Raw genomic sequence first — 14,634 nt, 5'->3', positions numbered from 1 at the left:
GTCTAGAGCGCCTCCACCGCGGCGCGAAACGCCTCGCCCCGCGCCTCGAAATCGCGGAACTGGTCGAAGCTCGCGCAGGCCGGCGACAAGAGCACGGTCTCGCCGCGGCCCGCCGCCGCCGCCGCCTGCTTCACCGCCTCCTCGATGGTCCCCGTCTTCACGAAATGCACCTTGCCGTCCAAGGCCTTGGCAAACAAGTCCTGCGCCTCGCCGACGAGATAGGCGCGCACGACCCGGTCATAGTGCGGCTCGAGCGCCGACAGGTCGCCCGACTTGGCCTGCCCGCCCGCGATCCAGTGGATGGCATCGAAGGCGGCGAGCGCCGGTGCCACGCTGTCGACGTTGGTCGCCTTGGAATCGTTGACGAAGGCGACCCCGTCCTTGTCGGCGACCCGCTCCATCCGGTGCGGCAGCCCCTTGAAGCTTTCGAGCCCGCGCTCGATCTCCTCGCGCGACAGCCCCAGCGCCGAACAGGCGAGGATCGCCGCCGCCGCGTTCTGCGCATTGTGCGGCCCGCTGAGCGCCGCGCTCCAGCGCGCCCCCGGGTCGGGGGCCGCCACCTCGCGCATGTCGATCGCCACCCCCGCGTCCGACTGCATCGCGAACAATCGCTCCTTCGAGGCGGCATAGGCGGCGAAGTCGCCGTCGTAGCGGTCGAGATGGTCGGGGGTGATGTTGAGGATCACCGCCACCTCGCAAGCGAGGCTGTGCGTGAGGTCGATCTGGTAGGAGGACAGCTCGAGCACATAGGCGCTGCCTTGCGGCAGCGGATCGAGGCTCAGGATCGGCGCACCGATATTGCCCGCCGCCACGCTGCCCACCCCCGCCGCGCGCAGCACATGGTCGATGAGCGCGGTGGTGGTCGACTTGCCGTTGGTCCCGGTGATCCCGACCACCGCATGGCGGGGCAGGTCGCCGCGCGCGCGCGCGAACAGCTCGACATCGCCGATGATCTCGCAGCCCGCCTCATTCGCGAGCCGCGCGATCGGATGCGTGTTGATCGGGACGCCCGGCGAGACGACGAGGCTGTCGTAGCCTTCCAGCCCCTCCTCGAGGAAGTCGACGCGCGTGGCGAAGGGGTTGGCGCGCCCGCGCGCTTCCGCATTGTCGTCCCAGCAGGCGACCTCGCAGCCCGAGCGCACCAGCGCCGCCACGCTCGCCAGCCCCGAGCGCGCGAGGCCGTAGACCGCGTAGCGCTTGCCCTGCCAGGCCGCGCTCAGGATCACCGCAGTTTCAGCGTCGACAGCCCGGCCAGCGCGAGCACGAAGCTGATGATCCAGAAGCGGATCACGACCGTCGGCTCGCTCCACCCCATCTGCTCGAAATGGTGGTGGATCGGCGCCATCTTGAAGATGCGCTTGCCGGTGCGCTTGAAGAAGAAGACCTGGAGCACCACGCTCACCGCCTCGAGCACGAACAGCCCGCCCACGATCGCGAGCACGAATTCGTGGTGGGTCGCCACCGCCACCGCGCCCAGCGCGCCGCCCAGCGCGAGGCTGCCGGTATCGCCCATGAAGACCGCCGCCGGGGGCGCGTTGAACCACAGGAAGGCGAGCCCCGCGCCGACCACCGCGAGCAGCACCACCGCCAGCTCGCCCACCCCGAGCACGTGCGGGATGCCGAGATAGGCGGCGAACACCGCATTGCCGACGAGGTAGGCGATCAGCGTGAAGGCCACGCTGGCGATGATCACCGGCATGGTCGCGAGCCCGTCGAGCCCGTCGGTCAGGTTGACCGCATTGCCGAAGGCGACGATCACGAACGCACCGAAGACGATGTAGAACCAGCCGAGGTCGAGCACCGGCCCCGAGATGAAGGGCAGGTGCAGGTTGGTCCCCGACAATCCCACCATCAGCCAGGTGGCGAGCCCGGCGATGACGAATTCGAGCAGCAGCCGCACCTTGCCCGGGATGCCCGCGTGATGCGCTTTTCGCACCTTATCATAATCGTCCATGAACCCGATCAGCCCGAACCCCGCGGTCACCAGCAGCACCGCCCAGACGTAGCGGTTGCCAAGGTCCATCCACAGGAACACCGAGAGGAAGACCGCGATGAGGATGAGCAGCCCGCCCATCGTCGGGGTGCCGCGCTTGGCGAGGTGCGACTGCGGCCCGTCGGCGCGGATCGGCTGCCCCTTGCCCTGCTTCTTGCGCAGCCAGGCGATGAAGGCGGGTCCGAGCAGCAGCCCGACGAGGAGCGCGGTCCCGGTCGCCGCGCCGGCGCGGAATGTGATGTAGCGGAAAAGGTTGAGGGGGCCGGGGAAGCCAAGCCATTCGGCGATCAGGTAGAGCATGATGCGCCGCCCCCTGCCACTTTCTCGACGAGCTTGCCAAGTCCCATCGAGTTGGACGCCTTGACGAGAACCGCGTCGCCGGGGCGCATCGCCGTTAACAGTTCATCCGTTGCAGCCGCCGCATCGTTAACATGGACCACCTCGATCGGGGTTAGCGCCAGCGCCTCGGCGAGCGGCGCCATCTCGGCGCCGACGAGGATCGCCAGCTCCACCCCGGCGGCCTCGATCGGGGCGCGCAGGTCGGCATGCGCCTGCGCGCTGGCCGCGCCCAGCTCCTTCATCGTGCCGAGCACCGCGACCTTGCGCGCCACCTTCTCCTCGCCGAGCGCCTTGAGCGTCGCGTCCATCGAGGCGGGGTTGGCGTTGTAGCTCTCGTCGATCAGCAGCACCTCGCCGCCCTCGTGCGCGAGGAGGTGCCGTTCGCCGCGGCCCTTGAGCCCCCCCATCTCGGTCAGCGCCAGCGCGGCGCGCGCGACATCGCCCCCCGCCACCGCGACCACCGACAGGACGGTCAGCGCGTTTTGCACCCAGTGCGCGCCGCGCTGCGCCACGGTGAAGGTGATGGTGCGCCCCGGCACGCGCGCGGTAACGAGGCTGCCGCTCGCCTGCGCGGGGGCGGAGTGGAGCACCGCGGCATCGCCCTCGGTGCCGCCCACGGTGAGGATCCGGGCGGCCTTGTCGCGCGCCGCGCGGACCAACCGCTCGCGCTGGTCGGTCGCCTCGGGGATGATCGCGGTGCCCCCCGGCTCGAGCCCCTCGAAGATCTCGCCCTTGGCGTCGGCGATCGCCTCGATCGACCCGAGGTTCTCGATATGCGCGGGGGCGATCGCGGTCACCACCGCGATATGCGGGCGGGTCAGCCGCGTCAGCTGGGCGATCTCGCCGGCGTGGTTCATCCCCATTTCCTGCACCACCACGCGCGCCTCGCGCGGCATGCGCGCCAGGCTCAGCGGGACCCCGGTATGGTTGTTGTAGCTCTTGACCGAGCGGTGGACCCGCCCCGGGTGGAGCCGCTCGAAGGCGGCGGCGATCGCTTCCTTGGTCGAGGTCTTGCCGACGCTGCCGGTGACCCCGATGACCAGCGCGTCGCTCGCCAGCCGGGCGCGCGCCGCGCGCGCCAGCGCGTCGAGCGCGGCGGGCACGTCGTCGACCAGCACGTGCGGCCCCTCGACCGGGCGCGCGACCAGCGCGGCGGCGGCGCCGAGGGCAAAGGCACCGGCGACGAAGTCATGCCCGTCGTGGACCGTCCCGGGCATCGCCACGAACAGGAAGCCGGGCTCGATCTCGCGGCTGTCGAAGGCGACCCCGCGCACCGCGAAGTCGGCGCTCGCGCGCCCGCCGGTGGCGGCGACGATTTCCTCGGCGGTCCACAGCGGCCGGCTCATCCCGCGCACTCCCGCGCGACCGCGACATCGTCGAAGGGCAGGACGTGGTCGCCGACGATCTGCCCCTGTTCGTGCCCCTTGCCCGCGAGCAGGACGATGTCGCCCGCGCCCGCCAGCGCGATCGCCTGCGCGATACCCTCGCGGCGGTCGGCGACCTCGATCGCGCCCGGTGCGCCGGCGAGGATCTCGGCGCGGATCGCGGCGGGGTCCTCGCTGCGCGGGTTGTCGTCGGTGACGATCACCACGTCCGAATGCTCGGCCGCAACCGCGCCCATCGGCGCGCGCTTGCCGCGGTCGCGGTCGCCGCCCGCGCCGAACAAGGTGATCAGCCGTCCCTCGACGTGCGGGCGCAGCGCCGCGATCGCCGCCGCGAGCGCGTCGGGGGTGTGCGCGTAATCGACATAGACGGGCGCGCCGCGGCTCGAGATCACCGCGCGCTCGAGCCGCCCGCGCACCGGCGCCAGCCGCCCCATCGCCTCGAACAGCTTGCCCCAGCTCGCCCCGGTGGCGAGCGCGAGCCCCGCCGCGACCAGCACGTTGGCGGCCTGGTAGGCGCCGATCAGCGGCAGCTTGAGCAGCCGCGTCTCGCCGTCGTGGGTGAGGCTGATCGCCTGCCCGAGCGGGGTGGCGCGGCGCTCGCCCAGCCGGATCGTCTCGCCGCGGCTGCCCACCGTCATCAGCTTGAGTCCGCGCGCCTTGACCCGCGCGATCACCGCGTCCGAATGCGCATCGTCGGTCCACACCACCGCGGTGCCGCTGGGGCTCAGCCGCGTGTCGAACAGCGCCATTTTGGCCGCGAAATACTCCTCCATCGTGGCGTGGTAATCGAGGTGGTCGCGGCTGAAATTGGTGAAGGCGGCGGCCTCGACCGGGACCCCCGAGACGCGGTGCTGGTCGAGCCCGTGGCTCGAGGCCTCGAAGGCGACGTGGCTCACCCCCATCCGTTTCAGGCCCGCCATGTTGTGGAGGAAGGTGACGATGTCGGGGCTGGTCAGCCCGGTGCGGATCTGTTCCTCGGCGGTGGTCACCCCGAGCGTGCCGATCGAGGCGGCGCGGTGCCCCATCATGCGCCACAGCTGGCGCGTCATCTCGACGGTCGAGGTCTTGCCGTTGGTGCCGGTCACCGCGACGATGCGGTCGGGATAGGGGGCGTAGAAGCGCCCCGCCACCTCGGCGAACAGCGCGCGCGGGTCCTCGCTCGCGATATGCTCGGCGCCCTCGACGCGCGCCCCGGGGCGCGCGATCACCCCGATCGCGCCCTTCTCGATCGCGGCGGGGATGAAGTCCTCGCCATTGACGCTGGCGCCCTGGAAGGCGCCGAAGATATTGCCCTTCACGACCTTGCGATGGTCGATCGCAAAGCCCGTGACCTTGGTATCGCTCGCCCGTCCGGCGAGGTCGCACAGCCGCAAGTCGTCACTCCTCGTCCAGCCGGACAAAGGGCAGCACCTGCCCCATGTCGGGTTCGCGCGCCGTATCGGGCCGCACTCCCAGCATCGGCGCCACCCGCGCCACGGTCTTGGAGACCAGCGGGGCGACGTTCCAGCCGGCGGTCCGGAACCCGAAGGTTTCCTTGGTCCCCTTGGGTTCGTCGAGCATCACCACGATGACATAGCGCGGCTCGTCGATCGGGAAGACCCCGGCGAAACTCGTCACGACGATGCGCTTGGAATAGCGCCCGCCGACGATCTTCTCGGCCGTGCCCGTCTTGCCGCCGACGCGATAGCCCGGGGCATCGGCCTTCTTCCCCGTGCCATGGGTGACGACCAGCCGCAAGAGCGCGCGCATCGCCTCGGAGGTCTGCTCGGAGAACACCCGCTCGCCCCTGGCGACCGGATGGTCGGGGCCGACCTTGAGCACGGTGGGGGGACGATAGAGCCCGCCGTTGAACAAGGTGGCATAGCCCGAGGCGAGGTGCACCGGGGTCACCGCGATGCCGTGGCCGTAGCCCACCGTCACGGTGGCGATCTCGCTCCACTCGCGCGGGGTCAGCGGGCGCCCGCGCTCGGGCAGCTCATAGTCGAGCCGGCGGGTGAAGCCCATCTTGTCGAGATACGCCTTCTGCCGCGCGCCGCCGATCGCCTGCGCGATCTGCGCGGTGCCCACGTTGGAGCTCTCCATCATGATCTCGGCGACCGAGCAGGCGCGCCCGAAGGGATGGGTGTCGCTGATCCGGCGCCCCCCGACCTCGTAGCTCTCGGGGCAGTCGTACATCTGCCCCATCGAGGTCACCTTGCCCTCCTCGAGCCCCATCGCGACGGTGAAGGGCTTGAAGGTCGAGCCGAGCTCGTAGACCCCGAGCGCGGCGCGGTTGAAGCGCGCCTCGGCGCCCCCCTGCCCGGCGACATTGGGGTTGAGCTGGGGCAGGCTGGCGAGTGCGATGATCTCGCTGGTGTGCACGTCCATGATGACCCCCGCCGCCCCGATCGCGTCGAACTGGGTCATCGCCGCGGCGAGTTCGGCGCGCAGTGCTCCCTGCACCGGGGCGGCGATCGAGAGCTGCACCGGGTCGCCGCCGCGCGGGTCGGACAGCGCCTCGTCGAACGCCGCCTCGGCCCCCGCCACCCCCTTGCCGTCGATATCGGTATAGCCGATCACGTGCGCGGCGAGCGCGGTCTGCGGGTAGAGCCGGTCGGGCTCGCGGGTCAGCTGGATGCCCGGCTCGCCGAGCGCGTTGACCGCCTCGACCAGCCGCGGCCCGGCGCGGCGCTGGAGATAGGCGAAGGTCTTGCCGCTGGTGAGCAGCGCGTAATAGTCGGCCTCGTCCTTCTCGGGCATCAGCCGCGCCAGCTCGCGCGCGAGGTCGAGCTTGTTGCCGATCACCTTGTGCGGCTGCACCGCCACCGTCCACGCCTCGATCGTGCGCGCCAGCGGCTGGCCGTCGCGATCGACGATGTCGCCGCGAGTCGCGGCATGCGCGGCGCCGCCCGCCGTCGTCGCCGCGTCGGCGCCGAAGATGGCGAGATAGCCGATCCGCCCCGACACGGTCAGGATGCCGAAGGCGAACAGCAGCATCGCGACCATCAGCCGCTGGTGCATCATCGAGAGGAGCTGGCGCTTCTGGCCCTGAAGCTTGAGGCGCTCGGGGGCGCTGACCAGCGCGGGGCCCGGCCCGCGGCTCATGGCGCCGCCCGCGCGTCACCCGCGGGCAGCGGGGCCAGCGGGTCGCGCGGGGGCTCGGGGCGCGCGGTGGTCGGCGCCGCCGGGGACGACACGGTCCCCGACGACGCCTCGGGCCCCTCGCCCTCGATCGTCGGCCCGCGGCGCGGGCGCTTGCTGGTGGACAGGCTCGCCTGGTGGACCAGCGCGCCCGCCCCGACCGCCGCCTCGGCGGGCGCCGAGGCGAGGATCACCGGCCCTTCGTAACCGCGCCCGCGTTCGGGCGCCGCCATCGCCGCGACCATATAGGCCGAGGCGGCGAACTGGTCGGCTTGTGGCGCCGACAGCTTGAGGAAATTCACGTTCCAGCGCTCGAGCTGGGCGAGCCGCCCGCGGGTGCCGATCTCGGTCTCGAGCGTGCGGATCTCGCGGGTCGTCAGCGCGATCTGGCGCTCGACCTCCTCGAGGTCGGCGCGGCTCGAGGCGACCTGCAGGCTGACGAGGTAGCAGGCGAGCACCGCCACCGCGATGCCGGCGGTCCACAGGATCGAGCCGAACCCCCTCATGCCGCCGCTCCCCATGCCGGCGCGGCGGTGCGCGTCGCGCTGCGCAGCTTGGAGCTGCGCGCACGCGGGTTCTCGCGCAGCTCGTCCTCGCTCGGCGCGATCGCCTTCGACACCGCCTCGAAGGTGGCGGGCGGGCCGTCGGCGCGCTGCGGCAGGTGGCGCGAGCCCTGCGGGCGATTGCCCGAGCGGGTCCGCAGGAAGCGCTTGACGATCCGGTCCTCGAGGCTGTGGAAGCTCACCACCGCGAGCCGCCCGCCGGGCTTCAGGATCTTCTCGGCGGCGACCAGCCCCTTCTCGAGCTCCTCGAGCTCGGCATTGAGGTGGATGCGGATGCCCTGGAAGGTCCGCGTCGCGGGGTCGGTCTTCATGCCCTTGTGATAGCCCAGCGTCTTGCGCACCACGTCCGCAAGCTCGCTGGTCCGCGCCAGAGGGCGCGCCTTGACGATGGTGGCGGCGACGCGGCGCGCGCGCGGCTCCTCGCCGTAAAGCTTGATCACCCGCGCCAGTTCGGCCTCGGGCGCCTCGTTGACGAACTCGGCCGCGCTCATCCCTTCCTGGCTCATGCGCATGTCGAGCGGGCCGTCCTGCTTGAAGGCGAAACCGCGCTCCGCCTGGTCGAGCTGCATCGAGGAGACGCCGAGGTCGAGCACCACCCCGTCGACCTGTCCCTCGATGCGTTCGTCCATCTGCGAAAAGGTCGCCGCGACCAGCGTGAGCCGTTCGTCGGGCACGCGCTCGCGCGCCGCCGCAATGGCATCGGGATCGCGGTCGAAGCCGATCACCTCGCCCGCCCCCGCCGCGAGGATCGCCTTGGTATAGCCGCCCGCCCCGAAGGTGCCGTCGACGATGCGGTCGCCTTGCTCGATCTTGAGTTCGCGCACGACTTCGGCGAGCAGGACGGGCAGGTGCGGCTTGCGGGCACCGGTGTCGGGCGCGCTCACAGTGCCACCCCCCGCTCTTCGAGCCGGAAGCGCGCGATGTCCTTCATGTCCTCGTGGATGCGATCGTCCTCGAGGAACAGCTTGGGGTTCCAGACCTGGAAGGTCTCGCCCACCCCGATGAACAGCGCGAGATCCTCGATCCTGCCCTTGCGCCGCATCATCGGCGGCAGGACGATCCGGCCGGTCTTGTCGTAGGGCACTTCCTCGGTCGCGCCGAAGGCCATCATGCTGGCCATCATCGCGTCGAGCTCGGAGCCCTCTTCGGTCTCGACCTTTTCGGCGCGTCGCTCGAGCTTCTCGTGGCGACGCCCGGCGAAAGCGGGGTCGTAGGCGTCGAGCGCGGGAAACAGTTTGTGCTTGGCGAGGACGATGGTCCGGGCATCGCCGCGCTTCTCGATCACGCTCCGCAGGAACGCGGGCACGGAGACGCGGCCCTTGGCGTCGACCGCGTTGACCGCGCTTCCCTGGAAAAGATGATCGAGTGCCATGGCCCCTTTGCGTCCCCTGGTGCGCCCTCGCTCCCGCCGGCGGTCGGGGACGTCGGCCTGACCAAGGCCGTGCGACCGGCGGCGGGAGCGGGGCGACTTGAGGACCTGTGTGTAACGCAGGATTGCGTGGGATACAATGGGATTTCATGGATTCTGATGGTCGATCGTGGATTCAGCAGGAATCCTGCGGAGTTTCGCGACATGGTAAATCGTTCATGAACGCGGCCCGCCGCGTCCCGGCCTTGTGGATAAGTCTGTTGGGCAGGCGCTGTCGCCCGAATTCCTAGCCCGCGAGTCGCGCCAGCAGCGCGAGCAGCGCGGCGCGATTGTCCGCGCCCGCCTCGCCCTCGACGAGCAGGAAGTCGGCATCGGCGGCGATGATCGCGCGTCCCGCGCCGATCCGGCAGTCGGCGGCAAAGGCCTCGGCGAAGGTGGCGCAACCCGACCCGGTGACCGCCATCCGTCCGGGCGAGCGCAGCAGCACCGGCACGCCCTCGACCATCAGCGCCGCCTCGCCCCCGGTCACCGGCCCATCGAGCCGCACGCCCCAGCGCGCCAGCAGCCCGGTGTCGGCGAAACCGGGCGCCGGTGCCCCCGGGTCGCCGAGCGGATGGTCGGCGCGCGCGCTCAGCAGCGGATCGGCGAGCAGCAGCACCCGCCCGCCGCCGCGCACCCAGTCGTCGAGCGCCACCAGCGCTTCGGCCGGCTGCGCGCGCGGGTGCGCGAGCAGGAGGCGCTCATGCTCGCCGAGCTTGCCGGGGTCGACATATTCGGCCAGCTCGACCGCATAGGCCTGCTCGAGGCTTGCCAGCAGCGGCGAGCCGAACCCCGCCTCGAGGTCGAAGCCCCCGGTGAAGCCTGCCGGCAGGCTCGTCACCAGCATCAGCCGGGGCCGCGCCCGCGCGCCCGCTGCCGCCGGCCCCTCGTCGAACGCCATCACCCGCGGCCCCTCGGCCACCGGGTCCTGCACCTTGTCGAGGAGGTAGGAGGCCAGCTGCACCAGCAGCAGCATCCCGCCCAGCACGGGGACCAGCAGCCACCAGCGCGACGGTGCCTTGCCGGCCTCGTCGCTCATTGCGCCTCCGGCGGCACCGCGATCTCGTTGACGATCAGCTCCTCGGTCGCCGGGTCGATCGGGATCGGCAGCGGCGCGATCGGTTCGTCTTCCTCCTCGGCCTCCATCCCCGGCGCGGCGCCGATCTCGGACAGAGGGTCGGCGGGCGCGGCGGGCGTGCTCTCGCTGCCCGCGACCACCGCGCGCTCCTCGCCCCCGCCGACCTTGAGCAGCGCGGTGCCGAGCAAGACGAGCAGGAAGACGACCGCCAGCCCGGTGATCCCGACCCGGACGCGTTGATGAACTGGCACGACCATGCGCCAAGCCTACGCCCGCCCCGGGCGCGATGCAATCGCCACGACGCGCCGCGATACCCCCTTGACGAAGCGCCCCCGACGAGAGAGAAGCCCGCGCGTCATGAATAAGCGCATCATCCTCATCGCCGCCGCGGCCTGCGGCCTCGCCGCCTGCTCGAGCGAACCCGAGACCTACACCTACGAGATCGACGACCCGATGGCCGACGATCTCGCCGCCGCCGAGGCCGTCGACCCCGCCAGCGTGCCGATGGGCGTGGGCTCGGATGACTATCGCTGCAAGGGCTCGAACCAGCTCCTCAAGATCGACTGGATCCGCACCGGCGAACAGATGAGCGCGCGCGTCACCCCGCAGGGCGAACGCGGGATGCAGCTGGTCCAGCAGGGCGCCGGCGGCCCCTACACCAACGAGGACGGGACCGTGACGATGACCGGCTCGCCCGACGCCAACACGGTGGTCCTCAACGGCGCCACCTGCGAAGCCTGAGGCCCCGGCCCCTCGCGAACCCGAAAGGCCCCTCGCCGCACCTGCGCCGAGGGGCTTTTTTTATGCCCCCAACCCCAGTAGACGACGCCCATGACCGAGACCCAGATCACCCCGCAGATCGTCGCCGAGCATGGCCTGTCCGACGATGAATATCGGACCGTCCTCGAGGCGCTCGGGCGCGAACCCAACCTCGTCGAGCTCGGCATCTTCTCGGTGATGTGGTCCGAGCATTGCTCGTACAAGTCCTCCAAGCTTCACTTGAAGAAGCTCCCGACGCAGGCCGAATGGGTGATCCAGGGCCCGGGCGAGAATGCGGGGGTCATCGACATCGGCGACGGCGATGCGGCGATCTTCAAGATGGAGAGCCACAACCACCCGTCCTACATCGAGCCCTACCAGGGCGCGGCGACGGGGGTCGGCGGCATCCTGCGCGACGTCTTCACCATGGGCGCGCGCCCGGTCGCCAACATGAACGCGCTGCGCTTCGGCGATCCGGTGCACCCCAAGATGCGCCACCTCATCGCCGGCGTGGTCGCGGGCATCGGCGGCTATGGCAATTGCGTCGGCGTGCCGACGGTCGGCGGCGAGACCAATTTCGACAAGGCCTATAACGGCAACATCCTCGTCAACGCGATGACCGTCGGCGTCGCCAGGACCGACAAGATCTTCTATTCGGCCGCCACCGGGATCGGCAATCCGATCGTCTATGTCGGCTCCAAGACCGGGCGCGACGGCATCCATGGCGCCACCATGGCATCCGCCGACTTCGACGAAGGCATCGAGGAAAAGCGCCCGACCGTGCAGGTCGGCGACCCCTTCACCGAAAAGCTGCTGATCGAGGCCTGCCTCGAACTCATGGCCACCGACGCCATCGTCGCCATCCAGGACATGGGCGCGGCGGGGCTGACCTCCTCCAGCGTCGAGATGGCGACCAACGGCAACTCGGGCCTGCGCCTCGACATGGACAAGGTGCCCCAGCGCGAAGAGGGCATGACGCCCTATGAGATGATGCTCTCGGAGAGCCAGGAGCGCATGCTCATGGTCTTGAAGCCCGGCAAGGAGGCCATGGCCGAAGCCATCTTCAGGAAGTGGGAACTCGATTTCGCGGTCATCGGCGAGGTCACCGATACCGGCCGTATGGTCTTGGAATGGCAGGGCGATGTCGTCTGCGACATCCCGCTCGCCCCGCTCGCCGACAAGGCGCCCGAATATGACCGTCCGCACATGGACCAGGACAAGTATCGCGATTGGGCGGGGATCGAGCCCTTGGGCGAGGTGCCCGAGAGCACCGACCTCGCCGGCGACCTGATGAAGCTGATGGCGAGCGAACATCTCTCCAGCCGCCGCTGGATCTGGGAACAGTATGATTCTCAGGTCGGCGGCGACACAGTGCAGAAGTCGGGCGGCGATGCCGCGCTGGTGCGCGTCCACGGCAGCGACAAGGCGCTCGCCATCACCACCGACTGCTCGCCCCGCTATTGCTATGCCGACCCCGTGACGGGCGGCAAACAGGCGATCGCCGAGGCCTATCGCAACATCAGCGCGGTCGGCGCCACCCCGCTCGCGGTCACCAACTGCCTCAACTTCGGCAACCCCGAACGCCCCGAGATCATGGCCCAGTTCGTCGGCTGCCTCGACGGCATGGGGCAGGCGTGCCGCGCGCTCGACTTCCCGATCGTCTCGGGCAACGTCAGCCTCTACAACGAGAGCAAGGCCACCGGCGGCGGCAGCGCCATCCTCCCCAGCCCCGCCATCGGCGGCGTCGGCCTCATCAAGGACTGGTCCAAGGCCGTCGGCATCGCCCTGAAGCCCGGCCAGCAGCTCATCGCCATCGGCGACACCACCCATGCTAAGCAGCTCGGCCAGTCGCGCTGGCTCGAGGTCGTGCACGAGCGCAAGGAGGGCCTGCCCCCGCGCGTCGATCTCGAGGCCGAAAAGACCGCCGCCGCGCTCATCCGCAAGCTCATCCACAACGGCCTCGTCAGCGCGGTGCACGACGTATCGGACGGGGGCATCCTCGTCGCCATGGCCGAGATGGCGCTCGCGGGCGACACCGGCTTCACGCTCGGCTGGGACACCACCGATCCCGAATTCTGGTTCGGCGAGCACCAGGGCGTCTATGTCGTCGCCGCCGACGATTTCGCCGCGCTCGCGCGCGCCAATGACGCCGGGCTCGAGATGACCCCGCTGGGGCAATCGGGGGGCGACACGCTCCACCTGTTCGACGATGCGATCCGCCTCGCCGAGCTGCGCGAGGCGCACGAGCATTTCCTGCCGACGCTGATGGCGAGCGAGCTCTAGATCGCTTTTACTATTGCAAATCATTCGCAATAGCGTCATGACGATCGACATGGTCGTTTGTCACTGCAACCTGATTCGCGAGAAGGACATCCGCGCCGCCGCCCGTCGCGGCTGCCCCGATGCCGAGACCGCCTACCGTTCGCTCGGCTGCCAGTTCCAGTGCGGCGGCTGCGAGGACCATGCCGACGCGCTGGTGCTGAGCGAACGCGCGCAACTGCTCGCCCCGCGCGACGTCGCCGCCGCCTGAGCCGCGCGCGCGGCACGCTGCGCGCGCATTGCTAATCAGTCGCATTAGCTGAAAATCCCCGAATTTCCGCCATTCCCGCCCTTGAAGCCCCTGCGCGAGGGGCGTATGAACGTCGCCATCGGGCGTCAGCGAGGAACGGGAATTCATGGTCAAGGTCACCGACAAGAAGGTACTCGAGTATCTCAACCAGGCGCTCACCAACGAGCTGACCGCGACCAATCAATATTGGCTGCACTACCGCCTCCTCGACCATTGGGGGATCGAGCGCCTCGCCGCCTTCGAGCGCAAGGAATCGATCGAGGAGATGCAGCATGCCGACCGCCTCACCGAACGCATCCTGTTCCTCGACGGCCACCCCAATTTCCAGCGGCTCGGCTCGGTGCGGGTGGGCGAGAGCGTGCCCGAGCTGATCGCCGCCGACCTCGCGCTCGAGGCCGAGGCGATCCCGCTGCTGCGCGAGGCGATCGCGCATTGCGAGGAGGTGCGCGACTATGTCACCCGCGACCTGTTCGCCGAGATCCTCGAGAATGAGGAAGAGCATCTCGACTATCTCGAGCGCCAGCAGGAAATGATCGAACGGATGGGGCTGCAGAACTATATCCAGCTCCAGTCCAAGCCCGCCGACGAGCAGGCCTGAGCGCGGCCGCCATGGCCGACACCCCGCTCGCCCCCGCGCGCCCCCCCCCTCGCCGGGCCTCGAGACCGTCGGTCGCAAGGCCGCGCCCCGTCCCGGCGGTTGTCGCTTCCAAGCCGCCGCGCGGCCCGCTAGGCTCGTCCCCGATGAAAGACGTTCCCTCGCATCCCTACCGCCTCCCCGAGCTCGACGACGAGGCGCGCATCGCCGCCGCGCGCGGCTTCTACGAGGAGGTCGCGACGCGCCGCTCGTGCCGCTTCTTCGCCGACGCCCCGGTCCCGCGCGAGGTGATCGAACAGGCGATCCGCGCCGCCGGCACCGCGCCCAACGGGGCCAACCACCAGCCGTGGCATTTCGCGGTGGTCGAGAGCGCCGCGGCCAAGCGCCGCATCCGCGAGGCCGCCGAGGCCGAGGAGCGCGCCTTCTACGCGGGCAAGGCGGGCGAGGAATGGCTCGAGACGCTGGCCCCGATCGGCACCGACTGGGAAAAGCCCTTCCTCGAGACCGCGCCCTACCTCATCGCCGTCTTCGCCCAGCGCAAGGGCGGCCCCGAGCCGGGCGACCGCAAGCAGAACTATTATGTCACCGAGAGCGTGGGCATCGCCTGCGGGCTGCTCCTCGCCGCGCTCCATCGCGCCGGGCTCGCCACCCTCACCCACACCCCCTCGCCGATGGGCTTCCTGCGCGAGATCTGCGGGCGCCCCGCCGACGAGCGGCCGATGATGATCATCGTCGCCGGGCTCCCCGCCGCCGACGCGACCTACCCGCTCCACGCCGCGCGCAAGAAACCGCTCGACCGCATCACGAGCTGGCTCTAGCCTTCCC

The 14,634-nt window shown here is 70.3% G+C and carries 15 protein-coding genes; 5 read left to right on the top strand and 10 right to left on the bottom strand.

Features of this window, described 5'->3' with window-relative positions:
* Positions 1-2 precede the first annotated feature (2 nt).
* The 10 genes from L8951_RS07455 to L8951_RS07410 all read right to left on the bottom strand — a co-directional run bounded on the left by L8951_RS07455 (position 3) and on the right by L8951_RS07410 (position 10,143).
* On the bottom strand, positions 3-1,226 hold the full coding sequence (locus L8951_RS07455) for a Mur ligase family protein (protein WP_244382362.1): 1,224 nt from the start codon (positions 1,224-1,226) through the stop codon (positions 3-5).
* Positions 1,223-2,293 carry a phospho-N-acetylmuramoyl-pentapeptide-transferase gene (gene mraY, locus L8951_RS07450; protein ID WP_244382361.1) on the bottom strand — a complete coding sequence of 357 codons (1,071 nt, stop codon included), beginning with the start codon at positions 2,291-2,293 and terminating at the stop codon, positions 1,223-1,225. Before mraY ends, L8951_RS07455 begins: the two co-directional genes overlap by 4 nt.
* Positions 2,281-3,678, bottom strand: a complete 1,398-nt coding sequence (locus tag L8951_RS07445; protein WP_244382360.1) for a UDP-N-acetylmuramoyl-tripeptide--D-alanyl-D-alanine ligase — start codon at positions 3,676-3,678, stop codon at positions 2,281-2,283. The genes mraY and L8951_RS07445 overlap by 13 nt, the downstream gene beginning before the upstream one ends.
* Entirely contained in the window at positions 3,675-5,090 is a 1,416-nt protein-coding gene (locus tag L8951_RS07440; RefSeq protein WP_244382359.1) for a UDP-N-acetylmuramoyl-L-alanyl-D-glutamate--2,6-diaminopimelate ligase, read from the bottom strand. Before L8951_RS07440 ends, L8951_RS07445 begins: the two co-directional genes overlap by 4 nt.
* 4 nt (positions 5,091-5,094) lie before the next feature.
* On the bottom strand, positions 5,095-6,801 hold the full coding sequence (locus tag L8951_RS07435; protein WP_244382358.1) for a peptidoglycan D,D-transpeptidase FtsI family protein: 1,707 nt from the start codon (positions 6,799-6,801) through the stop codon (positions 5,095-5,097).
* On the bottom strand, positions 6,798-7,343 hold the full coding sequence (locus L8951_RS07430) for a hypothetical protein (RefSeq protein WP_244382357.1): 546 nt from the start codon (positions 7,341-7,343) through the stop codon (positions 6,798-6,800). Before L8951_RS07430 ends, L8951_RS07435 begins: the two co-directional genes overlap by 4 nt.
* Entirely contained in the window at positions 7,340-8,284 is a 945-nt protein-coding gene (gene rsmH, locus L8951_RS07425) for a 16S rRNA (cytosine(1402)-N(4))-methyltransferase RsmH (RefSeq protein WP_244382356.1), read from the bottom strand. The genes L8951_RS07430 and rsmH overlap by 4 nt, the downstream gene beginning before the upstream one ends.
* Positions 8,281-8,772 carry a division/cell wall cluster transcriptional repressor MraZ gene (locus tag L8951_RS07420; protein ID WP_244382355.1) on the bottom strand — a complete coding sequence of 164 codons (492 nt, stop codon included), beginning with the start codon at positions 8,770-8,772 and terminating at the stop codon, positions 8,281-8,283. Before L8951_RS07420 ends, rsmH begins: the two co-directional genes overlap by 4 nt.
* Before the next feature lie 283 nt (positions 8,773-9,055).
* Positions 9,056-9,847 carry a GldG family protein gene (locus L8951_RS07415; protein WP_244382354.1) on the bottom strand — a complete coding sequence of 264 codons (792 nt, stop codon included), beginning with the start codon at positions 9,845-9,847 and terminating at the stop codon, positions 9,056-9,058.
* Positions 9,844-10,143, bottom strand: coding sequence for a hypothetical protein (locus L8951_RS07410; protein ID WP_244382353.1), 300 nt, complete (start codon positions 10,141-10,143; stop codon positions 9,844-9,846). Before L8951_RS07410 ends, L8951_RS07415 begins: the two co-directional genes overlap by 4 nt.
* A gap of 100 nt (positions 10,144-10,243) precedes the next feature.
* Here L8951_RS07410 and L8951_RS07405 point away from each other — a divergent pair, with 100 nt between their 5' ends.
* From L8951_RS07405 to L8951_RS07385, 5 genes are all read left to right on the top strand, one after another.
* Positions 10,244-10,627, top strand: coding sequence for a hypothetical protein (locus L8951_RS07405; protein WP_244382352.1), 384 nt, complete (start codon positions 10,244-10,246; stop codon positions 10,625-10,627).
* A gap of 90 nt (positions 10,628-10,717) precedes the next feature.
* A complete protein-coding gene (purL, locus tag L8951_RS07400; protein ID WP_244382351.1) occupies positions 10,718-12,928 on the top strand; it encodes a phosphoribosylformylglycinamidine synthase subunit PurL in 2,211 nt (736 codons plus the stop codon).
* Between the two features lie 37 nt (positions 12,929-12,965).
* Entirely contained in the window at positions 12,966-13,175 is a 210-nt protein-coding gene (locus tag L8951_RS07395; RefSeq protein WP_322597138.1) for a (2Fe-2S)-binding protein, read from the top strand.
* A gap of 145 nt (positions 13,176-13,320) precedes the next feature.
* Positions 13,321-13,812, top strand: coding sequence for a bacterioferritin (gene bfr, locus L8951_RS07390; RefSeq protein WP_244382350.1), 492 nt, complete (start codon positions 13,321-13,323; stop codon positions 13,810-13,812).
* Between the two features lie 143 nt (positions 13,813-13,955).
* Positions 13,956-14,627, top strand: a complete 672-nt coding sequence (locus tag L8951_RS07385) for a nitroreductase family protein (RefSeq protein WP_244382349.1) — start codon at positions 13,956-13,958, stop codon at positions 14,625-14,627.
* Positions 14,628-14,634 lie beyond the last annotated feature (7 nt).

The sequence above is a fragment of the Sphingomicrobium astaxanthinifaciens genome (genome assembly GCF_022865105.1).
Taxonomy (GTDB): domain Bacteria; phylum Pseudomonadota; class Alphaproteobacteria; order Sphingomonadales; family Sphingomonadaceae; genus Sphingomicrobium; species Sphingomicrobium astaxanthinifaciens.
Note: the sequence above shows the minus strand (reverse complement) of the source record. Positions and strands in the feature narration are given on the sequence as shown.